This is a genomic window from Streptomyces alanosinicus (assembly GCF_014650595.1).
GTDB classification, from domain to species: domain Bacteria; phylum Actinomycetota; class Actinomycetes; order Streptomycetales; family Streptomycetaceae; genus Streptomyces; species Streptomyces alanosinicus.
This window is the reverse complement of the sequence record NZ_BMVG01000014.1, coordinates 136032-160577: the sequence shown is the minus strand read 5'-3', so window position 1 is coordinate 160577 and position 24546 is coordinate 136032. Positions and strand designations below refer to the sequence as shown.

At 71.5% G+C, this 24546-nt stretch carries 20 protein-coding genes; 14 read left to right on the top strand and 6 right to left on the bottom strand.

Annotated features, from left to right (window positions below; translation table 11 throughout):
• Positions 1 to 20: 20 nt before the first annotated feature.
• Together IE277_RS26450 and IE277_RS26445 are read right to left on the bottom strand one after the other, a co-directional pair.
• Positions 21 to 2996: a tetratricopeptide repeat protein gene (locus tag IE277_RS26450; RefSeq protein ID WP_189956203.1), complete on the bottom strand. Its 2976-nt coding sequence runs from the start codon at positions 2994 to 2996 to the stop codon at positions 21 to 23.
• The gene (locus tag IE277_RS26445) at positions 2996 to 4846 is read right to left on the bottom strand and encodes an HSP90 family protein (RefSeq protein WP_189956202.1); all 1851 of its coding nucleotides are present in this window, start codon (positions 4844 to 4846) and stop codon (positions 2996 to 2998) included. Before IE277_RS26445 ends, IE277_RS26450 begins: the two co-directional genes overlap by 1 nt.
• A 243-nt stretch (positions 4847 to 5089) precedes the next feature.
• Between IE277_RS26445 and recG the strand changes: the two genes are divergently transcribed.
• The 8 genes from recG (at position 5090) to mutM (ending at position 12462) form a co-directional block, all read left to right on the top strand.
• Positions 5090 to 7309, top strand: coding sequence for an ATP-dependent DNA helicase RecG (gene recG, locus IE277_RS26440; protein ID WP_189956201.1), 2220 nt, complete (start codon positions 5090 to 5092; stop codon positions 7307 to 7309).
• A 91-nt stretch (positions 7310 to 7400) separates the two neighbouring features.
• Positions 7401 to 7988, top strand: a complete 588-nt coding sequence (rsmD, locus tag IE277_RS26435) for a 16S rRNA (guanine(966)-N(2))-methyltransferase RsmD (RefSeq protein ID WP_189956200.1) — start codon at positions 7401 to 7403, stop codon at positions 7986 to 7988.
• Between the two features lie 26 nt (positions 7989 to 8014).
• Positions 8015 to 8494: a pantetheine-phosphate adenylyltransferase gene (coaD, locus tag IE277_RS26430; RefSeq protein WP_189956231.1), complete on the top strand. Its 480-nt coding sequence runs from the start codon at positions 8015 to 8017 to the stop codon at positions 8492 to 8494.
• A gap of 57 nt (positions 8495 to 8551) precedes the next feature.
• Positions 8552 to 9667: a F0F1 ATP synthase subunit B gene (locus IE277_RS26425; protein WP_189956199.1), complete on the top strand. Its 1116-nt coding sequence runs from the start codon at positions 8552 to 8554 to the stop codon at positions 9665 to 9667.
• A gap of 150 nt (positions 9668 to 9817) precedes the next feature.
• Positions 9818 to 10468 carry a YceD family protein gene (locus IE277_RS26420; protein WP_189956198.1) on the top strand — a complete coding sequence of 217 codons (651 nt, stop codon included), beginning with the start codon at positions 9818 to 9820 and terminating at the stop codon, positions 10466 to 10468.
• A gap of 2 nt (positions 10469 to 10470) precedes the next feature.
• A complete protein-coding gene (gene rpmF, locus IE277_RS26415) occupies positions 10471 to 10644 on the top strand; it encodes a 50S ribosomal protein L32 (protein WP_003951102.1) in 174 nt (57 codons plus the stop codon).
• Between the two features lie 8 nt (positions 10645 to 10652).
• Complete coding sequence (gene rnc / locus IE277_RS26410) at positions 10653 to 11519, top strand: ribonuclease III (RefSeq protein ID WP_189956197.1); 867 nt, start codon at positions 10653 to 10655, stop codon at positions 11517 to 11519.
• Positions 11520 to 11601: 82 nt separating this feature from the next.
• Positions 11602 to 12462, top strand: coding sequence for a bifunctional DNA-formamidopyrimidine glycosylase/DNA-(apurinic or apyrimidinic site) lyase (gene mutM / locus IE277_RS26405; RefSeq protein WP_189956196.1), 861 nt, complete (start codon positions 11602 to 11604; stop codon positions 12460 to 12462).
• On the opposite strand, the gene IE277_RS26400 is transcribed toward mutM, so the two are convergent.
• Positions 12435 to 12842, bottom strand: a complete 408-nt coding sequence (locus IE277_RS26400; RefSeq protein ID WP_189956195.1) for a winged helix-turn-helix transcriptional regulator — start codon at positions 12840 to 12842, stop codon at positions 12435 to 12437. The genes mutM and IE277_RS26400 overlap by 28 nt on opposite strands.
• Before the next feature lie 106 nt (positions 12843 to 12948).
• On the opposite strand from IE277_RS26400, the gene IE277_RS26395 reads away from it, so the two are divergent.
• Both IE277_RS26395 and IE277_RS26390 read left to right on the top strand, forming a co-directional pair.
• Complete coding sequence (locus tag IE277_RS26395) at positions 12949 to 13533, top strand: flavodoxin family protein (protein ID WP_189956194.1); 585 nt, start codon at positions 12949 to 12951, stop codon at positions 13531 to 13533.
• Between the two features lie 101 nt (positions 13534 to 13634).
• The gene (locus tag IE277_RS26390) at positions 13635 to 13856 is read left to right on the top strand and encodes a hypothetical protein (protein ID WP_189956193.1); all 222 of its coding nucleotides are present in this window, start codon (positions 13635 to 13637) and stop codon (positions 13854 to 13856) included.
• 167 nt (positions 13857 to 14023) lie between these two features.
• Here IE277_RS26390 and IE277_RS26385 read toward each other — a convergent pair whose 3' ends face one another.
• Complete coding sequence (locus IE277_RS26385; protein ID WP_189956192.1) at positions 14024 to 15226, bottom strand: CAP domain-containing protein; 1203 nt, start codon at positions 15224 to 15226, stop codon at positions 14024 to 14026.
• 182 nt (positions 15227 to 15408) lie between these two features.
• Here IE277_RS26385 and IE277_RS26380 point away from each other — a divergent pair, with 182 nt between their 5' ends.
• The 4 genes from IE277_RS26380 (at position 15409) to IE277_RS26365 (ending at position 21812) form a co-directional block, all read left to right on the top strand.
• Positions 15409 to 15690 (top strand): acylphosphatase, encoded by a 282-nt coding sequence (locus IE277_RS26380; RefSeq protein WP_189956191.1) that lies wholly within the window; start codon positions 15409 to 15411, stop codon positions 15688 to 15690.
• Between the two features lie 383 nt (positions 15691 to 16073).
• On the top strand, positions 16074 to 16277 hold the full coding sequence (locus IE277_RS26375; protein WP_014675251.1) for a hypothetical protein: 204 nt from the start codon (positions 16074 to 16076) through the stop codon (positions 16275 to 16277).
• A 245-nt stretch (positions 16278 to 16522) separates the two neighbouring features.
• Positions 16523 to 20170: an SMC hinge domain-related protein gene (locus IE277_RS26370; RefSeq protein WP_189956190.1), complete on the top strand. Its 3648-nt coding sequence runs from the start codon at positions 16523 to 16525 to the stop codon at positions 20168 to 20170.
• A gap of 223 nt (positions 20171 to 20393) precedes the next feature.
• Complete coding sequence (locus IE277_RS26365; protein ID WP_189956189.1) at positions 20394 to 21812, top strand: sugar porter family MFS transporter; 1419 nt, start codon at positions 20394 to 20396, stop codon at positions 21810 to 21812.
• A gap of 123 nt (positions 21813 to 21935) precedes the next feature.
• Here the strand turns inward: IE277_RS26365 and IE277_RS26360 are convergent, their stop codons facing one another.
• Positions 21936 to 22907 (bottom strand): LLM class flavin-dependent oxidoreductase, encoded by a 972-nt coding sequence (locus IE277_RS26360; RefSeq protein WP_189956188.1) that lies wholly within the window; start codon positions 22905 to 22907, stop codon positions 21936 to 21938.
• A gap of 129 nt (positions 22908 to 23036) precedes the next feature.
• Positions 23037 to 24488, bottom strand: coding sequence for a cytosine permease (locus IE277_RS26355; protein ID WP_189956187.1), 1452 nt, complete (start codon positions 24486 to 24488; stop codon positions 23037 to 23039).
• Between the last annotated feature and the right edge of the window lie 58 nt (positions 24489 to 24546).

Genomic DNA, 24546 nt, shown 5'->3' with positions numbered 1-24546 from the left:
CCGCCTCACGCCGCCCCGCCTCACGCCTGCCCGCCTCGTGGTTCCGGCATGAGCAGCCGGGTGGCCTCCGCCCGTCGCGCCCGGACCGTCTCGTCCTCGTCGTCGGCGTCCTCGTAGGCGGCCAGCACGGCACGCGCGCGTGCCGCGGCCTGTGCGGGCCGGCCGAGGCCGGCCTCCAGCCGCCCGGCGGCGAGTTCGGCGCCGGTGTGGTCGTGCAGCGCGTCCGCGCCCAGCGTGCCGAACAGCGCGGCCGCCCGGTCCAGCTGGACCAGCGCCGCCTCGAACGCCGCCTGGACCACGCCGTCTTCGGCCCCTTCCGCCTCTTCGGCCCCTTCGTCCTCTTCGGCCTCGCCTGAGTCCTCGGTCGCCGAGCGGGCCAAGAGGTCGCCGAACTGGCGGTGGGTATGGGCCAGTTCGGTGCCGAGTTGCTCCCGTGCCACCGGGTCCGCGGCGGCCCGGAGCGCCTGCTCGCACTCGCGTACCGCCTCCGCCATCAGGGCGCACGCCCCCTCCGCCGTGCCCTCCCCGCGCAGCGCCAGCCAGCCACGCGCGCGCAACGACCGGACGAGGAACGGCGCGTTGCCGAGCGCACGCCACAGGTCGCCCGCGCGCGTGTAGGCCTGCTCCGCCTCCGTCGACAGACCCGCCTTGCCCAGGGACTCGGCGGCGAGGTGGGCGAGCGTGGCATGGTCCTGCTGCTCGGGCCAGAGCCGGGCGATCTCCGCCGCGCGCAGCCGGTGTTCGGCGGCCGCGCGGTGATCGTCCAGCTCGCTCAGACAGTCGGCGAGCCACCACCGCGTCTGTACGACGGCCCCGTCGCCGTGGGTCTCGACGGACAGGTCGGCCAGCGCCGACTCCAGCACCTCGGCCGCCTCCGCACAGCGGCCCTGGCGCAGCAGGAGCCCGCCCAGCTGCTGGCGCGCCCAGCCGCCCAGCATGCTTCCCTGGGCGCCCGCCTCGTCGGCCCAGTGCGCGGCCTCCCACGCGTGCTCGGCGGCCTCCACGACCTCGCCTCGGCCCCCGACGACCTCCGCGAGCTGCAGATGCAGCTGGGCCCGCCCGATCGGCTCCACGTACGGCCCGCCGTGCGCCAGGGCGGACCGCAGCGCCCGCTCGGCCTCGCCCAGGTCACCGGCCTGCTGGGCCAGCACGGCGACCTGCGCCTCGTACTCCACCGCGAACCACGGCAGTCCGGCGCCCACGAACCCGGCGGCCGCCCGCCCGAACAGCTCCGCGGCCCGTCCGCCGTCCCCGCGCAGCAGCGCCAGCTCGGCCAGCATCCCCCGCGCCTCCGCGTCCCGGGCGGCCAGCCGCACATCGTCCGCGCCCCGCCCCCCGACCAGCGCGAGCACCTCACGCACCGCCTGCTCGGCCCGCGCCGGAGCCTCCGCCGAAGCCCGCTGTGCCGCCCCCTCGTGCACGCGTCGCATCAGGATCCGGGCCCGGCTCATCACCACCGACGCCGTCTGCCGTACGCCGGTTGCCTCGGCGGCGTACAGGGCGAGCGCCTCGTCGTACAGCCCGGTGACCACCCGCAGGGCCGCGTCCACCTCGCCCGCCAGGGCGCGGCCGTACGCGCCACGCGCGCGTGCCGCCAGGGCCTCACCGAGGTCGCCGGCCTCCGTGTACAGCGCCGACGCCCGCTCGAACAGCTCGATGCCCTCGGGGCCGCGGGCCATCGCCTCGTGGTCGGTGATCTCCGCGCGGTCGCGCGGCGCCAGTTCGCGGTCGCGCGCCGCCCGCGCGACCGCCGCCCAGGCCTCCAGGGCGTGCGGTTGCAAGGTGTCCGACAGCCGCCGCGCCTCGGCGAGCAGGGCCGCCACACCGGGCGCGTCCGCGGTCTCGGGCGCCGGGGGCGCGGCCACCGGCGCGGGCGCGGGGCGCACGGTGCGCACGCCCAGCGGCAGCCGCTCCACCAGCGGCCGCTGGGCCATCCGCGCGCGTGTCCGCTCGCCGACGTACGGCGTGCCGTTGCGCCGGTCGAACCGGCCGGCCAGCTCCAGCGCCTCCTCGCGCGCGTGCCCGGCGAGTTCCCCCGCGGTCCAGGCCCGTCCGGCCGGCCCCGGCACCCGCGCTCCGGCGCGCCCCAGCTCGGTCAGCCGCTCCGTCACCAGAGCCACCACGGCCAGGTACGCCAGCCGGCTGCGCGGCTGCCCGGTGTCGGTGAAGTACGCCGGCCGCTCGGCGAGCAGCTCCAGGGCGCGCGCCTCGTTGCCGGTCAGCGCGCAGAACTCCACATGGTCGGCGTACGCGCCGCGCATCGACTCCATCGGGCGTACGAGGCGCAGGCCCCGCAGATGGTGGGCGCGCGCCTCGTCCACGCGGCCCAGGCGCAGCAGCGGGGCCAGCGAGGAGGCCAGCACGGTGTGCGGCTCGTGCGCGCAGACGAACTCGCCCTCCAGCACCGGCCGCCACAGCCGCAACGCCTCCGCGTCCCGCCCGCGCGTGACCTGCCAAGTGCCCTGCCCGTGCAGCTCGCACGCGTGGCAGTCGGTCATCGCGTCCCGGTCCGCGGCGAGCCAGGCCGCGTACGCCCGCTCGGCACGCGACCGGTCACCGAGGTGCTCGGCCACGCTGAACTCGGCGCCGTGCACGGCCCGTTCGGAGTACCCGGCGAGCCGGTAGCGGTGCGCCATCTCGCCGAGCCACTTCTCGATCGAGGCGAGCGGGATGTGCGGCTGGTCCAGCATGCCCGCCGACATCCACTTGAAGACCCAGTGCAGGGTGTGCGCCTCGTACTCGTCGAAGTCCGCGGGCCGTTCGTCCCACATGCGCAGCAGCCGCGCGAACGGGACGAACATCTTGTCCTTCTCGGAGCTGTAGTTGTAGACCTTCAGCTGGTGCCCGAGCGCCTCGATCACGGCGAGCGGGATGTCCAGCCGCTCGGCCGCGCCGAGCAGCTGCTCCGCGCGGGCGTTGCGGGCCGGGCCCTCCGGCTGCTCGGAGTTCTCCGCCAGCGCCCGGCGCAGCGCGTCGAAGTCCGTGATGTCCGCCATCAGCGACCGTCCTCCCGGGTCGTGGACCCGCCGTGTGTGGCCCATTCCAGGAGCCCGATGAACGACCGGTTCAGCAGCGCCGAGTCCGCGGGCCGCAGCGGGCGCCGCGCCATCAGCAGGGCCTGCCCGTACAGCGACTCGGTGGCGGTGCCGATCAGTTCCGGGTCCTTGAGCGAACCGATGCGCCGGACCAGCGGGTTGAGATGGTTGAGCACCAGACGCGCGCGCGGGGCGCTGCCGCGCAGCGAGCCCAGGATGCCCGCCCACAGGTCGTCGGCCCGCTCCTCGGCCGCCGCGCGCGCCTGTTCGTGCCGGGCGGCCCGGTCGTCCAGGTGCAGCGCGGGCACCGACAGCGGGTGGAAGGCGCGCAGCACGACGTCACAGTGCAGCGGGTCGAGCGTCGCCCGCGCGGTGGCGAGGAAGCCGGACAGGGCCAGCTCCTCGCCCGGGTCGAGCGCGTCCAGATGCGCGGTCACGGTGTCCGCGTCCAGCTCGGCGACGACCGTCCCCGCCCGCACCGACGGCAGCGCCTCGACCAGCTCGGCGTCGTACGTGTAGCCGCCGTTGACCACCCCGACGCCCTGCGCCGAGGCGATCTGCGCGACCTGCCGGTACTCCTCGACGGTCCGCGTGAAGTGCACCACCGGATGCCGCCGGGCGAACTCCTCCAGGGACAGCTGCCCGTCGGTCGTCTCGAACGGCAGCCACGGCAGCATCGTGCGCAGCATGGCGCGGTCGTGCCGGGCGAGGGACTTCACTCCCAGGTGGTGCACGGCGAGGAAGGCCGTCAGCCGCTCGGGATCACCGGCGGCGAGCCCCGTGAGCCACGAGCGGATCCTTTCCCCGAGCGCCTCCCGCACGGCGGCCAGCGTCTCGTCCTCGTAGAGCGACTCGCGCGAGGCCGTGGGCCGCAGGCTGTCGGTGTCCAGCACACACCGCACGAAGAACGCCCAGTCCGGGAGCAGCTGTTCGGCCCGCTCGGTGAGCAGCATGCCCTTCAGATGCACCCGGTGGGCCGCCCGCTGGGCGGGGCTCACCGCCGCGGGCAGCACGTACGCCACCCCGCGGATCCCGGCCAGCGGCACATCCAGGCCGATCGAGTCCAGCGGAGTGAACCCGAACAGCTCGCGACAGTGCCGGGCCAGCGCCGCCCGGCGCGCGGCGGGCGTCGGATACGGCCGGTCCCAGGGCGCGGGCAGCTCGGCGACCGGCTCCTCGCCCACCCGGACGTCGTACGGCAGCAGCGCGCCGAAGTCCCGGGCCAGGGACCGCACCCGCTGCGGCGACAGCCACTCGGCCGCTCCCGCGCGGGCGGTCAGATACACGGTGGTGCCCGGCTCGGGCCGTGCCGAGCCGTCCAGCGTGCGCACGGTGTACGAGCCGTCGTCCCGCGCCGTCCACTCCACCGGCGGCGCCCCCGGCGTACGGGCGCTGCGGCTGACCACGCGGATCCGCTCGGCGACCAGGAAGCAGGCGAGCAGGCCGATGCCGAACTGGCCGAGGAAGTCCGAGCGGGCCTCCTGAAGGCCCTCGGCCCGTTTGGAGCTGCGCCCGATGGTGGCCAGCAGATCGTGCACGTCCGCCTCGGTGAGCCCGATGCCGCTGTCCTCCACCCGCAGCCCGCCGTCCGCCGGATGCAGGCGGACCACCGCCGGGGCGTCCGGCTGCTCGGCCCGCCGTGCGGTGACCGCGTCGACGGCGTTCTGCAGCAGCTCGCGCAGATAGACCTTGGGGCTGGAGTAGAGGTGATGGGAGAGCAGGTCCACCAGACCGCGCAGGTCGACCTGGAACGTGTGAGGTGGGTGAGGTGACTGGGATGCCTGTGCTGACTGGGAGGTCTGGGAGTCCATCGTCACTGCGCCGGAGGGGGAGTGCAGGCGGCGCGGGGTCGGGCGGTCCCGGCGGGCCGGTGACCGCGAAGGATGGCCGGAGCGCGCCATCCTAGAACCGGATCAGCCCACCTGACCAGGGGTTTCCCGGATATTAACGGCCGTTCGGGCGAATCCGCAGGGCAGCGCCCACCGCGTTCCCCGGGGCGGCCCGCCGTGTTCCGCAGGGCGGCGTCTACGGCAATGTCAGTGCCGTGGTGTGCAATGGATCCCGTGCCCGCACTGGAAGAACCACTGAAGCAGCCACTGAAGTCAGTGCTCGGCCCCGCCACCGCGAAGGTGATGGCCGAGCACCTCGGCCTGCACACTGTCGGCGACCTCCTCCACCACTACCCGCGCAGATACGAGGAGCGCGGCCAGCTCACCCACCTCGCCGACCTCCCCATGGACGAGCACGTCACGGTGGTCGCCCAGGTCGCCGACGCCCGGCTGCACACCTTCGCCTCCGCCAAGGCCCCCCGCGGCAAGGGCCAGCGCCTGGAGGTCACGATCACCGACGGCAGCGGCCGGCTCCAGCTGGTCTTCTTCGGCAACGGCGTCCACAAGCCCCACAAGGAGCTGCTGCCGGGCACCCGCGCGATGTTCGCCGGCAAGGTCTCCGTCTTCAACCGCCGCCTCCAACTGGCCCACCCCGCCTATGAGTTGCTGCACAGCGACAGCGAGGAGGCGGTGGAGAGCTGGGCCGGCGCCCTGATCCCGATCTACCCGGCCACGGCCAAGCTGGAGTCCTGGAAGCTCGGCAAGGCGGTCCAGACGGTGCTGCCCACGGCCCAGGACGCCCAGGACCCGCTGCCCGGCTCCCTCCGCGCGGGCCGCGGTCTGCTCCCGCTCCCCGAGGCCATCCTCAAGATCCACCGCCCGCACACCAAGGCTGACATCGCGGACGCCCGCGCCCGCCTCAAGTGGGACGAGGCCTTCGTCCTCCAGGTCGCCCTGGCCCGCCGCCGCCACGCCGACTCCCAACTCCCGGCCGTCCCCCGCCGCCCGATCCCCGACGGCCTGCTCACGGCCTTCGACGACCGCCTGCCCTTCACCCTCACCGAGGGCCAGCAGAAGGTCTCCCAGGAGATCTTCGACGACCTCGCCACCGACCACCCGATGCACCGGCTGCTGCAGGGCGAGGTGGGCAGCGGAAAGACGCTGGTGGCCCTGCGCGCCATGCTCGCCGTGGTCGACGCGGGCGGCCAGGCCGCCATGCTCGCGCCCACCGAGGTCCTCGCCCAGCAGCATCACCGCTCGATCACCGAGATGATGGGCGAGCTGGCCGAGGGCGGCATGCTGGGCGGGGCCGAGCACGCCACCAAGGTCGTGCTGCTGACCGGCTCCATGGGCGCCGCCGCCCGCCGCCAGGCGATGCTGGACCTGGTCACCGGCGAGGCCGGCATCGTCATCGGCACCCACGCCCTGATCGAGGACAAGGTCCAGTTCCACGACCTCGGCCTGGTCGTGGTCGACGAGCAGCACCGCTTCGGCGTCGAACAGCGCGACGCCCTGCGCAGCAAGGGCAAACAGCCCCCGCACCTGCTGGTCATGACGGCCACCCCGATCCCGCGCACGGTCGCCATGACGGTCTTCGGCGATCTGGAGACCTCCGTCCTCGACCAGCTCCCGGCCGGCCGTTCCCCGATCGCCAGCCATGTGGTCCCGGCCGCCGACAAGCCCCACTTCCTCGCCCGCGCCTGGGAACGGGTCCGCGAGGAGGTCGCGGGCGGCCACCAGGCGTACGTCGTCTGCCCCCGCATCGGCGACGAGGAGGACGACCCGAAGAAGGCCGGCCAGAAGAAGTCCCCCGAGGACGAGGCGGAGAAGCGCCCGCCGCTGGCCGTCCTGGAGGTGGCCGGCCAACTGGACAAGGGCCCCCTGCACGGCCTCGCGATCGAGGTGCTGCACGGCCGTATGCACCCCGACGACAAGGACGCCGTCATGCGCCGCTTCGCGGCCGGCGAGACGGACGTCCTGGTCGCCACGACCGTCATCGAGGTGGGCGTCAACGTCCCCAACGCCACGGCCATGGTCATCATGGACGCCGACCGCTTCGGCGTCTCCCAGCTGCACCAGCTGCGCGGCCGCGTCGGCCGGGGCTCGGCCCCCGGTCTGTGCCTGCTGGTCACCGAGATGCCCGAGGCCTCCGCCGCCCGCCAGCGGCTGAACGCCGTCGCCGCCACCCTCGACGGCTTCGAACTCTCCCGCATCGACCTCGAACAGCGCCGTGAGGGCGACGTCCTCGGCCAGGCCCAGTCCGGCGCCCGCACCAGCCTGCGCGTCCTCGCGGTCATCGAGGACGAGGAGGTCATCGCGGAGGCGAGACAGGAGGCGACGGCGGTCGTGACGGCCGATCCCGAGCTGACCGGCCTTCCGGGTCTGCGGACGGCCCTGGACGCCCTTGTGGACGAGGAGCGGGAGCAGTATCTGGAGAAGGGCTAGAGGCGACCTGCGCACGGGGCACGGACGCGAGCGACCACGACGGACGGCCTGCCAGACTGAATCCGTAACGACCCCCGACCAAGGACCGAAGATGACCCGCGTGATCGCCGGCACAGCCGGCGGACGTCGCCTCGCGGTGCCGCCAGGCACCGGCACCCGTCCCACTTCCGACCGCGCACGCGAGGGGCTCTTCGCCACCTGGCAGTCCCTCCTCGGCGGCTCCCTGGAGGGGGAACGCGTCCTCGATCTCTACGCCGGCTCGGGCGCCGTGGGCCTGGAGGCCCTGTCCCGGGGCGCGAGCCACACCCTCCTGGTCGAGGCCGACGCCCGCGCGGCGAGGACCGTCCGCGAGAACGTGAAGAACCTGGGCCTGCCCGGTGCCGAGGTGAGAACCGGCAAAGCGGAACAGATCATCCGGACGCCGGCCCCGCAGGAGCCGTACGACGTCGTCTTCCTCGACCCTCCGTACGCCGTCACGGACGACGATCTTCGCGAGATTCTGCTCACACTCCGCTCGTTGGGCTGGCTCGCGGAGGAAGCCCTCGTCACCGTGGAGCGCAGCACCAGAGGCGGCGAATTCCACTGGCCGGACGGTTTCGAGGCCCTACGGTCCCGTCGCTACGGCGAGGGAACGTTTTGGTACGGTCGCGCCGCCTCTACGTGCGAAGACGCACGATGACCGGACCGGAGAGCGAGGGATCACAAGTGCGCCGCGCCGTCTGTCCCGGGTCGTTCGACCCGATCACCAACGGACATCTCGACATCATTGCCCGCGCCTCCCGTCTGTACGACGAGGTCTATGTCGCGGTGATGATCAACAAGTCCAAGAAGGGCCTGTTCGAGATCGAGGAGCGGATCGAGCTGATCCGCGAGGTCACCGCCGACTACGCCAACGTCCGGGTCGAGGCCTTCCACGGCCTCCTCGTCGACTTCTGCAAGCAGCGCGACATCCCCGCCATCGTCAAGGGCCTGCGGGCCGTCAGCGACTTCGACTACGAACTGCAGATGGCCCAGATGAACATGGGCCTCACCGGCGTCGAAACGCTCTTCGTGCCCACCAACCCCACCTACAGCTTCCTCTCCTCCTCTCTGGTCAAGGAGGTCGCGGCCTGGGGCGGCGACGTCGCGCACCTGGTGCCCGCGCAGGTGCTGCAGGCCCTGAACAAGCGCCTGCGCAAGGACTGATGGGGCTACAGTCGTCCCGTCCGTCTCCAACCCGGCTGTAGAGAGTGGCGAGCACAGGTGGACGTGCAGAAGAAGCTCGACGAGATCGTCTCCGCGGTCTCAGGCGCCCGATCCATGCCCATGTCGGCGTCCTGCGTGGTCAACCGCGCCGAGCTGCTCGCGATGCTGGAAGAGGTGCGCCAGGCCCTGCCCGGCTCCCTCGCCCAGGCGCAGGAGCTGATCGGCGGCCGTGAGCAGATGGTCGAGCAGGCCCGGCAGGAGGCCGAGCGGATCATCGGCAACGCCCACGCCGAGCGCGGCTCGCTGATCTCCGACACGGAGATCGCCCGCCGCTCCCAGGCCGAGGCCGACCGGATCCTCGCCGAGGCCCGCAAGGAGTCCGAGGAGGTCCGCGCCGAGGCCGACGACTACGTCGACTCCAAGCTCGCCAACTTCGAGGTCGTCCTCACCAAGACCCTCGGCTCGGTCGGCCGCGGCCGCGAGAAGCTGCTCGGCACCGGTCCTGGCCTGGACGAGAACGGCTACGAGGACGACGACGCCCCCGAGCGCAGCCACGACCCGGAGACCCTGCGTCACAACGCCGACCAGTACGTCGACGTCAAGCTGGGCGCCTTCGAGGCGGTCCTCGCCAAGACCCTGGAGGCCGTCGGCCGCGGCCGGCAGAAGCTGCACGGCCGGATCGCCACCGACGACCTCGGGGCCCTCGCCGACGACACCACGACCTTCCAGCACTCCAGCGACGCCGACTACCTCGCCGACCTCGCCGCCCTCGCGGAGCAGGACACCCCCGCCGAGCGCCCGTCCCAGCCGGCACAGCAGCCGCAGCAGCCCTCGTACGAGCCGCAGCCGGCCTATTCCCCCACCTCCGGCTACGCCCCGGCGCAAGGCGCCCCCATGGACCAGCAGCAGCCGGACCCCTACGGCGGATTCCCGCAGCAGCCCGCCGCCTACGCCCAGCAGGACCCGTACGGCTACCAGCAGGCCGACCCCTACGCCGCCTACCAGGGCGCCTACGACCCCCAGCAGGCCGCGTACGACCCGCAGCAGGTACCGCAGCAGTCCCACCAGCACCAGGCGCAGCAGGGCTACGCTCTCGACGAGACCAGCCTGTTCGACACCGGCATGATCAGCGCGGAGCAGCTGCGGGCGTACGAGCAGGGCCGGGGACTGTAGGGACCCGGGGGATCGCGGGCCGACCACCGGATTGGGCCGAGAGCGAATGGTCCAGTATCCTGGCCCTTCGGTCGCGCGTATGTCCGCGATCTGCGCTGCCCGGAACACCGACGGGCGGCGTCCCTTCGAGCTTGAAGATCGAAAGCAGGAATGGCTGCCAACGCCCGCCTCGACCACCGCAACCCTCTCGTGTTCGACACACACGAGCTGGGGCGGCGTCCTGGCGCGCTGCAGCGCCTGACCCGCACGATCGACGCTCCCGCCGATCTCGGCATCCAGGGAGTCATCGGAGTGCCGCAAGGCGCCCCGCTGGAGCTCGAACTCCGACTCGAGTCGGTCATGGAAGGGGTGCTCGTCACAGGCACCGCCCGTGCACAGGCCGAGGGGGAGTGCGTAAGGTGTCTGGAGCCGCTGGGGCTGGAGCTCGAAGCGGACTTCCAGGAACTGTTCTCGTACCCTGACGCCGACGACCGGGGCCGTGTGATCGCGGAACCGGGCGACGACGCCGAGGATGACGAGGACAGGTACTTCCTCGAGGACGGATTGTTCGACCTCGAACCTCTGCTGCGCGATGCGGTGGTGCTCGCACTGCCGATGCAGCCGGTGTGCCAGGAAGACTGCCCGGGTCTGTGCTCCGAGTGCGGGGTGCGACTCGTGGACGACCCGGACCACCACCATGACGCCGTCGACATCCGTTGGGCGGCATTGCAGGGACTCGCCGGTTCCACGAAGGACGGCGAGAAGGACGAGATGAGCGGCGCTGACGCGGAAGCGGGCGTCGACGAGAAGCAGGAGAAGTAGCCGTGGCTGTTCCGAAGCGGAAGATGTCGCGCAGCAACACGCGCCACCGCCGGTCGCAGTGGAAGGCTGCGGTCCCCACCCTGGTTGCGTGCGAGCGCTGCCACGAGCCCAAGCAGCAGCACATCGCGTGCCCGTCTTGCGGCACCTACAACAAGCGCCAGGTCCTCGAAGTCTGAGCGGGCTGGTGAGAGGCACTGTGTCCAGTCCCAAGAAGGCGGAAGACGCCCACGCGGACGCACCCGCCAAGAAGAAGGCGGACAACCAGGCCTCGTCCCACACGCTTCTGGAAGGGCGGCTCGGCTATCAGGTCGAGTCCGCCCTTCTGGTGCGCGCGCTGACCCACCGTTCCTACGCGTACGAGAACGGCGGTCTGCCGACGAACGAGCGGCTGGAGTTCCTCGGGGACTCCGTGCTCGGTCTCGTCGTCACGGACACGCTGTACCGCACCCACCCCGACCTGCCCGAAGGCCAGCTGGCCAAGTTGCGGGCCGCGGTGGTCAACTCGCGTGCGCTGGCGGAGGTCGGCCGTGGCCTCGACCTGGGCTCCTTCATCCGGCTCGGCCGTGGTGAAGAGGGCACGGGCGGCCGGGACAAGGCGTCCATTCTCGCCGACACCCTGGAAGCGGTGATCGGCGCGGTCTATCTCGATCAGGGCCTCGATTCGGCGTCCGAGCTGGTGCACCGGCTCTTCGACCCGCTGATCGAGAAGTCCTCGAACCTCGGTGCCGGCCTGGACTGGAAGACATCCCTCCAGGAGCTGACCGCGACCGAGGGACTCGGTGTGCCCGAGTACCTCGTCACGGAGACCGGCCCCGACCACGAGAAGACCTTCACTGCTGCTGCCCGCGTCGGAGGCGTCTCGTACGGCACCGGCACCGGCCGCAGCAAGAAGGAGGCGGAGCAGCAGGCCGCCGAGTCCGCCTGGCGGTCCATCAAGGCCGCGGCGGACGAGCGGGCCAAGGCGGCGAAGAAGGCCAAGGAAGCCGACGAGGCTGCCCCGGCCGACGCGCCCGCCGCCCAGGACGGCAGCCAGTCGTCCGCCCCCGCCTGACCCACAGCAGTACCGAGCGCCCGCCCCGCCGTCACAGCGGGGCGGGCGCTCGGCTCATCCACCGCTTCGTACGGGGGTACCGATGCCCGAGTTGCCCGAGGTCGAGGTCGTCCGGCGCGGTCTCGCGCGCTGGGTCGCGCACCGCACCGTCGCAGAGGTCGAGGTGCTGCACCCGCGTGCCGTGCGCCGGCACATCGCGGGCGCCGACGACTTCGCGCACCGGCTCAAGGGGCATCACATCGGCACCCCCAGCCGTCGCGGCAAGTATCTGTGGCTGCCGCTGGAGGAGACGAACCAGTCCGTCCTCGCCCACCTCGGCATGAGCGGCCAGCTGCTGATGCAGCCCCATGAGACGCCGGACGAGAAGCACCTGCGCATCCGGGTGCGGTTCGCCGACTCCCTCGGCACCGAACTCCGCTTCGTCGACCAGCGCACCTTCGGCGGCCTGTCGTTGCACGACAACACCCCCGACGGCCTGCCCGACGTCATCGCGCACATCGCCCGCGACCCGCTCGATGAGCTGTTCGACGACGAGGCCTTCCACCAGGCGCTGCGCCGCAAGCGCACCACCATCAAGCGGGCCCTGCTCGACCAGTCGCTGATCAGCGGTGTCGGCAACATCTACGCGGACGAGGCGCTGTGGCGCGCCCGCGTCCACTACGAACGCCCGACGGCGAACTTCACCCGCCCGGTCACGACGGAACTCCTCGGTCACATCCGGGACGTGATGAACGCGGCCCTCGCGGTCGGCGGCACCAGCTTCGACAGCCTGTATGTCAACGTCAACGGCGAGTCGGGCTACTTCGACCGGTCTTTGGACGCGTACGGCCGCGAGGGCGAGCCCTGCGCGCGGTGCGGTACGCCGATCCGCCGCCGCCCCTGGATGAACCGGTCCAGCTACTTCTGCCCGAGGTGTCAGAGGCCGCCGCGCGTCTCGTCGTAACGCGCGCGGGCGTCGAGGACGTCGTCCATGGCGCCCTCCACGCAGTGGATCAGCGCCAGCAGGCGCTCGGCGACCTGCCGGCCCAGCGGGGTCAGTTCGTAGTCCACGCGCGGCGGGTTGGTCGGCTGGGCCTCGCGGTGCACCAGGCCGTCGCGCTCCAGCGCGTGCAGCGTCTGGGACAGCATCTTCTCGCTCACCCCGTCGACGCGGCGGCGCAGCTCGTTGAAGCGCAGCGAGCCCTCGTACAGCGCGCCGAGCGTCAGTCCGCCCCAGCGGCCCGTGACGTGCTCCAGCGTGCCGCGGGACGGGCAGGCCTTGGCGAACACGTCGTAGGCGAGGTCGTCGTGGTCCTGGGTGGTGGCACTCGTACCGGCACTCATGGCGACAAGGGTACGCGCGCGCAGCACTAACCACTAGGTTGCACTAACTGGTGGTTAGTGCTTTCCTGTGGTTACCGCTTTCGAGCTGTCCATTCGAGGAGTCTCCGTGACCACCCCTGTCGTTTCCATCGCCTACCACTCCGGCTACGGCCACACCGCCGTCATCGCCGAGGCCGTCCGCTCCGGTGCCGCCGCGGCCGGTGCCGAGGTGCACCTGATCAAGGTCGACGAGATCACCGACGAGCAGTGGCAGACGCTGGACCGCTCCGACGCGATCGTCTTCGGCTCGCCCACCTACATGGGCACCGCCTCCGGTGCCTTCCATGTCTTCGCGGAGGCGACCTCCAAGCGCTGGTTCGGCCAGGACTGGAAGGACAAGCTGGCCGCCGGTTTCACCAACTCGGCCTCCAAGAGCGGCGACAAGCTGCACACGCTGCAGTTCTTCCAGACGCTCGCCGCCCAGCACGGCATGCACTGGGTCAACCTCGGCCTGCTGCCCGGCTGGAACTCCAGCACCGGCTCCGAGAACGACCTCAACCGCCTCGGCTTCTTCGCCGGCGCCGCCGCCCAGAGCAACAACGACCAGGGCCCCGAGGCCGTCCACAAGGCCGACATCGCCACGGCCGAGCACCTGGGCCGCAGGGTCGCCGAGACCGCGCGGGTGTTCACACAGGGCCGCGCCGCGGCCTGAGGCGGGCTCCGCCGACGGGCCGGGCCGGGTTGGTTCGGGCACACGGGGGACATGCCCATGGTGAGCCGTGTCCGGTGCTGGTCGTGGTCGTTGGAGCGGGCATGCGAAAGATCATCATGACCGCCACGCTGGCCTTCGCAGCCATGGCCATGGCAGCTCCTGCCCACGCGGACAACGAGACGGCCCCCACCTGGACCTTCGCGCCGGCATCCGTCTGCGGGCTGGAAGGGGCAGAGGTGGCGGTGCCCATTCTGGCCTACCACGTCCCCATCCACTCCAACAGCTGCTCGAACGGCAACCTGCTGAGTCACCCGAGCATCTAGGCCGAACGATCCCTCAACCCACCACTCTCCCCAGCTCCCATCCCGTACGCCGTGGGCCGCATCTGCTCGGCTCCGCCTGGTCGACGGCGTACCGGATGGGAGCGACCCGCGTCCCGCACGGGCCCTTGAAGGGGGAGCGGAACGCGGGTCTGTGACCTGCCGTTGTCTCAGTATCCGAAGTCCTGTGTCCACCAAGGCCCGCCCGGACCGATGTGGACGCCGACTCCGAGGGTCTTGAAGTCGCAGTTCAGGATGTTGGCCTTGTGGCCGGGGCTGTTCATCCAGGCCTTCATCACGGCCGCCGGGTCGGCCTGGCCCCGGGCGATGTTCTCGCCGCCGAGGTTGGTGATGCCGGCCGTCGCCGCCCGGTCCCACGGCGTCTTGCCGTCCGGGTCGGTGTGGTCGAAGAAGCCGCGCGCCGCCATGTCGTCGCTGAACGATTCGGCCAGCTTGGTCAGCGCGGGGTTGGCCGACAGCGGGCTGCACCCGACCTTCGACCGCTCCTGGTTGACGAGCCTCAGCACCTCGGCCTCGGCCGCGTTCGCCGCCGACGTCGCCTTCGGTGCCGCATTCGCCTTGGGTGCCTTGCCCGCCGCCTTCGACGGGGTGTTCTTCGGCTTGGCGGCCGGCGTCGCGTGCGACGCCGAGTTCCCGGCCGGCGTCTTCGCCGTCTTCGACGGGGTGGCCGTGGCGGAGGCCGGCTGCGATGTCGACGGGGAGGCCGTCGAGCTCGGGGAGCCGGGGCGCGCGGAGCCGCGGCTGGTGCCGGCGACGCCCGCGTGGCTGCCGGCCAGGCCGGTGTCGCTGTTCGCGCTGCCCGAGGCGCCGCCCTGCGCGACGGCGGTGTTGCTCGGCGACAGCGCCGCCTGCGCCTGCTCGTCGCCGCTGGTGCTCGTGTCGCCGCCGAGCTTGTAGTTCTGCAGCCCCGGCACCACGCCCGAGGCCACCGCGGCCGCACCGAGGGCGAAGGCGGCGGACACCCCGAGCAGGCTCGCGCGCACCGGCTTCGGGCCCTTCTTCCGGCGCCGGCGGTCGGCGGAGGGCTCGCCGGTCGGCGTGAAACCACCGCCTCCGGAGCCGGAGCCGCCCGCGCCGCCGTTCTCATTCGCGAACAGGTAGGCGTGGGCCTTGGCGGTCGTCTCGGGGTGGTCCAGCGGGTGCCGACCGGTCGCCGGGCGGTGGGCCTCCGGGTTCAGATACGGCGCGATGCCCCGGGGTATCTGGTCACGGCGGACGATCTCACCCGCGTACACGCGCGCGTGCGTGTCCCGCGGGTCACCGCTCCCGGTGTCGGAGGTCTGCGTGCGTATGTCCTCGGCGGCGCGGCCCGTGGCGGCGCGGCCGGCGGCGGAGCGTCGGTGGCGTCCCATGTCCTTGCCTTCTTCCTCGTCCTCACGGTCGACCGGCGCCTTCGGCGGCAAAAGACTCTCTCTGGCCAACCGGATCCACTCCATCGAGTGGGTTTCACAGGAGATTCATTGGGTCGGGACGGTACCCCATGCCGCTGCGGGCCGACGTGTCCTGAGCGACATCGGCCGGTTAGGTTGCACCCATGAGCGAGGATGTACGACTGGTCGCCTGGGTGCGCGGAAGCGTCCAAGGTGTGGGTTTTCGCTGGTTCACGCGTGCCAAGGCACTGGAGATCGGCGGCCTGAGTGGTTTTGCTCTCAATTTGGCCGACGGCCGTGTCCAGGTGGTCGCGGAGGGGGCGCGCGAGGGCTGCGAGGGGCTCCTGGACTGGCTGGAGGGCGACGACACGCCCGGACGTGTGGACGGAGTCACCGAGATCTGGGACACACCCCGCGGCGGCTACGACGGCTTCGCCATCCGCTGACCCGATTCTGTAAAGGAGCGCAGGCCGGCGTGCGGCGAGCTGCCGGGGGCACGTGCGGAAAGCAGAAACGACCTGGTGGTTGCCAAGAACGGCCCGGCATGGCAGGCTCCGCTGTTGCAGCTGGTCGACACGCCCTGAGGGCCCCCGGATGACTCGCAGCGCCGCCGCTTCTCAGGCCGCGCGCCCCGGCCCGCCCGCCAAGACAGGGCGTGATCGTGTTGACCGTCAAACTTTTTGGTGAGACGCTGAAAGCCCCGCGCACCCTAGCTGTTTGGCATGGAGCAGCACCGGAGCAACACTCGAATGTGCCAAGCACCGCGGGTGCGAATCCCTCACGACCCACACCGCATCGGTCGGTCACTCAGTGTGGAGGACCATCCATCATGGCAAAGGCGCTTCTCGGTTACGTCGGCGGCTCCGACCCTCGACTCCTCGCCGAGATGCGACGGTTGCAGCAGCGTGTCCAGGACCTGGAGTCCGAGCTCGTACGGATCCAGGCGGAGAACGAAGCGCTGACGGCTGCCGCCTCTCAGGACAGGATCATGGAGAGCATCGACGCACACCAGGCGGAGCCTGCGCTCACCTGATCACCGCATTGCTCCACGACAGCAGTCGCAGCGATCGGGCTGCCGTATCAACCGCTCAGTTGATCCAGGCGACCGAAACCCGGCCGTCAGAGCTGCAAGGGACGCTTCGGCGTCCCTTCTTTCTTTGTCCCGCGCATCCTTTCACTGTCTTTAACGTACGGTGTGCCCTGCATGTTCATTGGCGAAACCGCGCGGTTGCGAGGGTTCATGGAGTGAGATAGCGCCGCCCGGTAGAGTCCAGCGGCGTGCACCTCAAGGCCCTGACCCTCCGCGGATTCAAGTCGTTCGCCTCCGCGACCACACTCCGGTTCGAACCGGGCATCACGTGTGTCGTCGGACCGAACGGCTCGGGCAAGTCCAATGTCGTGGACGCGCTCAGCTGGGTCATGGGCGAACAGGGCGCGAAGTCGCTGCGCGGCGGCAAGATGGAGGACGTCATCTTCGCCGGCACCACCGGCCGCCCCCCGCTGGGCCGCGCCGAGGTGTCCCTGACCATCGACAACTCCGACGGCGCGCTGCCCATCGAGTACGCCGAGGTCACCATCACGCGGATCATGTTCCGCAACGGCGGCAGCGAGTACCAGATCAACGGCGACACCTGCCGCCTCCTCGACATCCAGGACCTCCTCTCCGACTCCGGTATCGGCCGCGAGATGCATGTCATCGTCGGCCAGGGCCAGCTCGACTCCGTCCTGCACGCCGACCCGATGGGGCGCCGCGCCTTCATCGAAGAGGCCGCGGGCGTGCTGAAGCACCGCAAGCGCAAGGAGAAGGCCCTGCGCAAGCTGGACGCGATGCAGGCCAACCTCGCGCGCGTGCAGGACCTCACCGACGAACTCCGGCGTCAGCTCAAACCGCTCGGCCGGCAGGCCGCGGTGGCCCGCCGGGCCGCCGTCATCCAGGCGGACCTCCGCGACGCCCGACTGCGGCTGCTCGCCGACGACCTCGTACGGCTGCGGGAGGGGCTCAAGGCCGAGATCGCGGACGAGGCCGCCCTGAAGGAGCGCAAGGAGACCGCCGAACAGGAGCTGAAGAAGGCGCTCCAGCGCGAAGCCCAGCTGGAGGACGAGGTACGGCAGCTCGCACCGCGCCTGCAGCGCGCCCAGCAGACCTGGTACGAGCTGTCCCAGCTGGCCGAACGCGTCCGGGGCACGATCTCGCTGGCCGACGCGCGCGTGAAGAGCGCCAGGTCCGCGCCCCCCGAGGAACGCCGGGGCCGCGAACCGGAGGATCTGGAGCGCGAGGCCGCCCGTGTCCGCGAGCAGGAGGCCGAGTTGGAGGCCGCCCTGGAGGCGGCCCAGCACGCCCTGGACGACACCGTCGCCCACCGCGCCGAACTGGAGCGGGAGCTGGCCGCCGAGGAGCGCCGGCTGAAGGACGCGGCCCGTGCCATCGCCGACCGCCGCGAAGGGCTGGCCCGGCTTAACGGGCAGGTCAACGCGGCTCGCTCGCGCGCGGCCTCTGCCCAGGCCGAGATCGACCGCCTGGCGACGGCCCGCGACGAGGCCCAGGAGCGGGCCGGCCACGCCCAGGAGGAGTACGAGACGCTCAAGGCCGAGGTCGACGGCCTCGACGCGGACGACGCGGACCTGGCCGAGCAGCACCAGGCGGCCAGGCGCCGCCTCGCCGAGGCCGAGGCCGCCCTGGGCGCGGCCCGCGAGGCGCTCACCGCGGCCGAGCGCGGCCGCGCCGCGACCCAGGCCCGCCGCGAGGCCCTGGCCCTCGGGCTCCGACGGAAGGACGGCACCGGGATACTGCTGGGGGCGAGGGACCGGCTCACGGGCATCCTCGGCCCGGCGGCAGAACTGCTGACGGTCACGCCCGGCTACGAGGCCCCACTGGCCGCGGCTTTCGGCGCGGCGGCGGACGCCATCGCCGTGTCGACCCCTGCGGCTGCGGCCGAGGCGATTCGTCTCCTGCGCAAGCAGGACGGAGGACGGGCGGCACTGCTGCTGGCGGGGGACGCGTTCGAACGGGGCGCGGGGCAGCAACACCATGCGGCTCCGCCGCGGGGCGCGACCAGCCACGACGAACCTGCGGCCGCTGAACCGCCCGCTGCCCCCTTTTCCGCGGAGCGCACGGCACCCCCCGGTGGGCGTCTCGCCGCCGACCTGGTCCGCGGCCCCGCCGATCTCATGCCCGCCGTCCGCCGGCTCCTGCACGGCATCGTCGTCGTGGGCACGCTGGAGGACGCCGAAGACCTCGTCCACGCCCACCCGGACCTCACCGCCGTCACCGCCGAAGGCGACCTCCTCGGCGCCCACTTCGCGCACGGCGGTTCGGCCGGCGCCCCCAGCCTGCTGGAGGTGCAGGCCTCCGTGGACGAGGCCGCGGCCGAGCTGGAAGAGCTGAACCTGCGGTGCGCGGCACTCACCGAGGCGCAGCGGGCGGCGGCCGAACGGCGTACCGAGGCCGCCACCCTCGTGGAAGAACTCGGAGAGCGCCGCCGGGCCGCCGACCGGGAGAAGTCGGCCGTGGCCCAGCAGCTCGGGCGGCTCGCCGGGCAGGCCCGTGGGGCCGCCGGTGAGGCCGAGCGGTCCGCCGCCGCTGCCGCACGGGCACAGGAGGCGCTGGAGAAGGCCGTACAGGAGGCCGAGGAGCTGGCCGAGCGGCTGGCGGTGGCCGAGGAGATGCCGGTCGAGGAGGAGCCGGACACCTCCGTGCGCGACCGGCTCGCCGCCGACGGCGCCAACGCCCGGCAGACCGAGATGGAGGCCCGGCTCCAGGTCCGCACCCATGAGGAGCGGGTCAAGGGGCTCGCCGGGCGGGCCGATTCGCTGGACCGGGCCGCGCGTACGGAACGCGAGGCACGCGTGCGTGCCGAGCAGCGCCGCGCCCGGCTGCGGCACGAGGCGGCTGTCGCCGAGGCCGTCGCCTCCGGCGCCCGCCAGCTGCTCGCACACATCGAGGTGTCGCTCGCCCGGGCCGAGCAGGAACGCTCCGCCGCCGAGGCCGCGAAGGCGCGCCGGGAACAGGAGCTGACCGCCGCGCGCACCCGGGGCCGCGACCTCAAGGCCGAGTTGGACAAGCTCACCGACTCCGTGCACCGCGGCGAGGTGCTCGGCGCCGAGAAGCGGCTGCGGATCGAGCAGCTGGAGACCAGGGCGCTGGAGGAGCTGGGTGTCGAGCCGGCCGGGCTCGTCGAGGAGTACGGCCCGCATCAGCCGGTGCCGCCCTCGCCGCCGGCCGAGGGCGAGGTGCTGCCCGAGGACCCCGAGCACCCGCGCAACCAGCCCAGGACCTTCCACCGGGCCGAGCAGGAGCGCCGGCTCAAGGCCGCCGAGCGCGCGTACCAGCAGCTGGGCAAGGTCAATCCGCTGGCGCTGGAGGAGTTCGCGGCGCTGGAGGAGCGGCACAAGTTCCTCAGCGAGCAACTGGAAGACCTGAAGAAGACCCGGGCGGACCTGCTTCAGGTGGTGAAGGAGGTCGACGAGCGGGTCGAGCAGGTCTTCACCGAGGCCTACCGGGACACCGCCCGCGAGTTCGAGGGCGTCTTCAGCCGGCTCTTCCCGGGCGGTGAGGGCCGGCTGATCCTGACCGATCCCGACAACATGCTCACCACGGGCGTGGATGTCGAGGCGCGCCCGCCGGGCAAGAAGGTCAAGCGGCTCTCCCTGCTCTCCGGCGGTGAGCGCTCGCTGACGGCCGTCGCGCTGCTGGTGTCGATCTTCAAGGCCCGGCCCAGTCCCTTCTATGTCATGGACGAGGTCGAGGCGGCCCTGGACGACACCAACCTCCAGCGGCTGATCCGGATCATGCAGGAGCTGCAGGAGGCCTCGCAGCTGATCGTGATCACGCACCAGAAGCGCACGATGGAGGTCGCCGACGCGCTCTACGGAGTGTCCATGCAGGGCGACGGCGTGTCGAAGGTCATTTCTCAGCGGCTTCGCTAGCCGATTCAAGATCAACTGACGCTGCGTTCAAGAAGTGAACGCAGCGTGTCTTGGAATATCTAAAAGCTCACAATGGCTGAACTATTGACTTCGAAACTTGAAGGCATAGTCTCTGCAACGTTGCTTTTACCTTCAGGTGTGAGCGCAACCCCCGTATGCGCCACTTGACCTGACAGGGCTCGCCCCCCACCCGGCAGCGTTGCCGCGGCCCGAGGAGATACACGTGACCAGCACAGCGCAGGCACCTCAGTCAGGAGCCAGGACGGCTCATCCCGAACATCTCGGGCACGTCATCTTCATCGCGGCGGCCGCCGCCATGGGTGGTTTCCTCTTCGGTTACGACAGCTCCGTCATCAACGGCGCCGTCGAGGCCATCCGGGGCCGCTACGACATCGGGTCCGCCGCCCTCGCCCAGGTCATCGCGGTCGCCCTGATCGGCTGTGCCATCGGCGCCGCGACGGCCGGCCGCATAGCCGACCGGATCGGCCGCATCCGCTGTATGCAGATCGCCGCGGTCCTCTTCACCATCAGCGCCGTCGGCTCCGCGCTGCCCTTCGCGCTGTGGGACCTCGCCTTCTGGCGCATCGTCGGCGGCTTCGCCATCGGCATGGCCTCCGTCATCGGCCCCGCCTACATCGCCGAGGTCGCCCCGCCCGCCTACCGCGGCCGGCTCGGCTCCTTCCAGCAGGCCGCGATCGTCGTCGGTATCGCCATCTCCCAGCTGGTCAACTGGGGCCTGCTGAACGCCGCCGGCGGCAACCAGCGCGGCCACCTGATGGGCCTGGAGGCCTGGCAGGTCATGCTCGGCGTGATGGTCGTCCCGGCCGTCCTCTACGGCCTGCTCTCCTTCGCCATCCCCGAGTCCCCCCGCTTCCTGCTCTCCGTCGGCAAGCGCGAGCGCGCCAAGGAGATCCTCGCCGAGGTCGAGGGCAGGGGCACCGACCTGGACTCCCGCGTCGCCGAGATCGAGCACGCGATGAAGAGCGAGCACAAGTCCACCTTCAAGGACCTGCTCGGTGGCTCCTTCTTCTTCAAGCCGATCGTCTGGGTCGGTATCGGCCTGTCGGTCTTCCAGCAGTTCGTCGGCATCAACGTCGCGTTCTACTACTCCTCGACGCTGTGGCAGTCGGTCGGTGTCGACCCGACGGACTCGTTCTTCTACTCCTTCACGACGTCGATCATCAACATCGTCGGCACCGTGATCGCGATGATCTTCGTGGACCGCGTCGGCCGCAAGCCGCTCGCCCTCATCGGCTCGGTCGGCATGGTCGTCGGTCTCGCGCTGGAGGCCTGGGCGTTCAGCTACCACCTGGTCGACGGCAAGCTCCCGACCACGCAGGGCTGGACCGCCCTGATCGCCGCGCACATCTTCGTCCTCTTCTTCGCCCTGTCGTGGGGCGTGGTGGTCTGGGTCTTCCTCGGCGAGATGTTCCCGAACAAGATCCGCGCCGCCGCCCTCGGTGTGGCCGCCTCCGCGCAGTGGATCGCCAACTGGGCCATCACCGCGAGCTTCCCGTCGCTGGCCGACTGGAACCTGTCCGGCACGTATGTCATCTACACCGTCTTCGCGGCGCTCTCCATCCCGTTCGTCCTGAAGTTCGTCAAGGAGACGAAGGGCAAGACGCTGGAGGAGATGGGCTGAGCCCCGTGACTCAGGCCCCGTGACCCGGGGAGAAGGGCCAAGTCCCCGCTGCCCTCTCCCCGCACCGTCCGCCGCCCCCGCACCGGCCACTGCCCGGCGCGGGGGCGGCGGTGTCGTGTACGGTCAGCCCGCCAGCGCCGGAACCACCCGCTCCGCGAACAGCCTGAGGCTGCGCCAGCCCTCCTCCAGCGGCATCCCGCCCGCCAGGGGGTGCAGGACGAGGCTGTCCAGGCCCTGCGCCGCGCACTGCTCCGGGGTGAGGATCCGGTACACGCCCTCGGCGCGCAGTTCCCCCACCGTCGTCGCCGCGGACTTCACGGCCGAGCGGATCTGCCCCGACTGCCAGGAGGCGTACGTCCGCGCCTCGTGCAGAAAGTGCTCGCCGTATGTGTCCCAGGCCCGGTCCGGGTCCTCGGCGAGATGGAGCAGCGGGGTCTCGGCGGCGGGCATCATCGTCCAGCCCTCGGTGCCGTACTCGGTGAGTTTCTCCTTGTAGTAGGCCTCCAGTTCCGGCAGATGCGCGCTCGGGAAGAACGGCAGGCCGAACCGGGCGGCCCGGCGGGCGGCGGCCCGGGAGGAACCGCCGACCAGAAGGAGCGGGTGCGGGGCGGTGTACGGGCGCGGGGTGAGCCGTACCGTACGGCCCCGGTAGCTGAACTCGTCGCCGGACCACGCCTTCAACAGGGTCGCCAGCAACTCGTCCTGGAGCCGGCCCCGGCGCTTCCAGTCCACGTCGAACAGGGCGTACTCCTCGGGCCGGTAGCCGATCCCGGCCACCGTCACCAGCCGCCCGCCGCTGAGCAGGTCCAGTACGGCGATCTCCTCGGCCAGCCGCAGCGGGTCGTGCAATGGGCCGATCACCGCCGTCACCGTCACGGCGATGTTCCGGGTCGCCCCGAACACCGCGCCGGCGAAGGCGAACGGCGACGGCAGCCAGTTGTTCTCGGCGCCGTGGTGTTCCTCGGTCTGTACGGTGCTGATCCCGTGCTCGTCCGCGTAGGCGGCCATCTCCAGGGCGGCCCGGTAGCGGGCGGAGAGGGCGGCGGGGGAGGCGCCGGGAGCGACGAGGTTGAAACGGACGACCGTGACGGGCATGGGAAAGTCCCCCTCCGGTGCGATGCGGTGGAGGGGGACGCTAGCTGACGTGGCGTCAGATGGCCATGGAGGGGCGGGAGCCGGCGCGAACGGACCGGTCGGCGAGAGCGCCTCGCCCGCCGGGCAGCCTCACGCGTCGACGGTGGCGCGCTCCGCGGCAAGCTCGCCGGCCCCGGCCTGGCGGACCACCGCCGGCTTCGGCAGGACCAGGTACAGCAGGCCCGAGATCACGATCGTGGCGACCCAGCCGAGGCCGTACTCGCCGATGACGTTGTTCTGCGCGAGCGGGCCGGTGAACCAGTCCGAGGTCGTGAACATCAGGCCCGACACCAGGCCGATCGCCCAGGCGGCCACGGCCGCGGGGGAGAAGCCGCCCTTGTACCAGTAGGCGCTGGTGCGGGTGGTGTCCGCCATGGCCTCGCCGTCGTACTCGGTGCGCCGGAACATGTCCGCGCCGAACACGCCGACCCATGCGGAGAAGGCGACCGCCAGCAGCGACAGGAACGCGATGAACGAGCTCATGAAGCTCGTCGCCACCAGCATCAGCACCCCGCCGAAGATCAGCGAGATCACGGCGTTCACCGAGACGGCCCAGTGACGCGGCACCTTGAAACCGAGGGTCTGCGCGGTGAAGCCGGCCGAGTACATCGACATCGAGTTGATCAGCAGCATGCCGACCAGGGCGATGAACAGGTACGGCACCGCGATCCACGTCGGCAGGATCTCGCCGAGGAAGGACACCGGGTCGGTGGCCGAGGCCAGGTCCGGCGTGGACACCGCCATCACCGCACCCATCAGGACCATGGGGAGGACGACCACGCCGGCGCCGCCGACCGCCGTGCCCACGATCGCCTTCGAGGACGCGGTGCGCGGCAGATAGCGGGTGAAGTCCGGCGCGGACGGGATCCAGCTGACACCGCCGGCCGCGATCATGCCGACACCGGTGATCACCGCGGCCGTCGAACCGCCGCCGTGGTGCGTCACCTTCGACCAGTTCGTGTTCACGGCCAGGTACACGAGCACCAGCACCGAGAACAGACCGAAGAAATAGGTCGCGTACTTGTTGCACTTCTGGACGGCGTTGATGCCGAGCCCGGAGATCGCGAAGGTCGCGACGACGAACACCAGCAGTGCCACCATGTCCAGCACGCTGTTCGCCTTGAGGCCGAACAGGATGTCCAGGATGACGAGCATCGCGTAGGCACCGGTGACCGCGTTGATCGTCTCCCAGCCCCAGCGCGCGACCCAGATCAGCGAGCCGGGCAGCAGATTGCCGCGCTGGCCGAAGACCGCGCGCGAGAGGGCCATGCCGGGCGCGCCGCCCCGCTTGCCGGCGATGCCGATCAGCCCGACCAGGCCGTACGACACGATCGGCGCGGCCGCCGCGACGACGAGCGCCTGCCAGATGTTCAGGTGGTAGGCCACGACGAGGCTCGCGCCCATCGTCAGCAGCAGCACGCTGATGTTGGCACCGACCCAGGTCGGGAACAGCTCACGGGTCTTCGCGGTGCGCTCGCGGTCCGGGACCTGCTCGATGCCTCGGGTCTCGAGAGCGCCTTCGGTCTCGACGGTTTTGCTCATCAAAAATGGGCCAGACGTGGGGGGACAGCGGACGGTGGGACTCTACGCGCGTCAACAG

Coding starts and splice junctions, on each gene's coding strand:
- IE277_RS26420 (WP_189956198.1), top strand. CDS start 9,818: ATGGCTGCCAACGCCCGCCTCGACCACCGCAACCCTCTCGTGTTCGAC.
- IE277_RS26375 (WP_014675251.1), top strand. CDS start 16,074: ATGGCAAAGGCGCTTCTCGGTTACGTCGGCGGCTCCGACCCTCGACTC.
- IE277_RS26445 (WP_189956202.1), bottom strand. CDS start 4,846: ATGGACTCCCAGACCTCCCAGTCAGCACAGGCATCCCAGTCACCTCAC.
- IE277_RS26355 (WP_189956187.1), bottom strand. CDS start 24,488: ATGAGCAAAACCGTCGAGACCGAAGGCGCTCTCGAGACCCGAGGCATC.
- IE277_RS26390 (WP_189956193.1), top strand. CDS start 13,635: ATGCGAAAGATCATCATGACCGCCACGCTGGCCTTCGCAGCCATGGCC.
- mutM (WP_189956196.1), top strand. CDS start 11,602: ATGCCCGAGTTGCCCGAGGTCGAGGTCGTCCGGCGCGGTCTCGCGCGC.
- IE277_RS26360 (WP_189956188.1), bottom strand. CDS start 22,907: ATGCCCGTCACGGTCGTCCGTTTCAACCTCGTCGCTCCCGGCGCCTCC.
- recG (WP_189956201.1), top strand. CDS start 5,090: ATGGATCCCGTGCCCGCACTGGAAGAACCACTGAAGCAGCCACTGAAG.
- IE277_RS26380 (WP_189956191.1), top strand. CDS start 15,409: ATGAGCGAGGATGTACGACTGGTCGCCTGGGTGCGCGGAAGCGTCCAA.
- rsmD (WP_189956200.1), top strand. CDS start 7,401: ATGACCCGCGTGATCGCCGGCACAGCCGGCGGACGTCGCCTCGCGGTG.
- IE277_RS26450 (WP_189956203.1), bottom strand. CDS start 2,996: ATGGCGGACATCACGGACTTCGACGCGCTGCGCCGGGCGCTGGCGGAG.
- IE277_RS26385 (WP_189956192.1), bottom strand. CDS start 15,226: ATGGGACGCCACCGACGCTCCGCCGCCGGCCGCGCCGCCACGGGCCGC.
- IE277_RS26400 (WP_189956195.1), bottom strand. CDS start 12,842: ATGAGTGCCGGTACGAGTGCCACCACCCAGGACCACGACGACCTCGCC.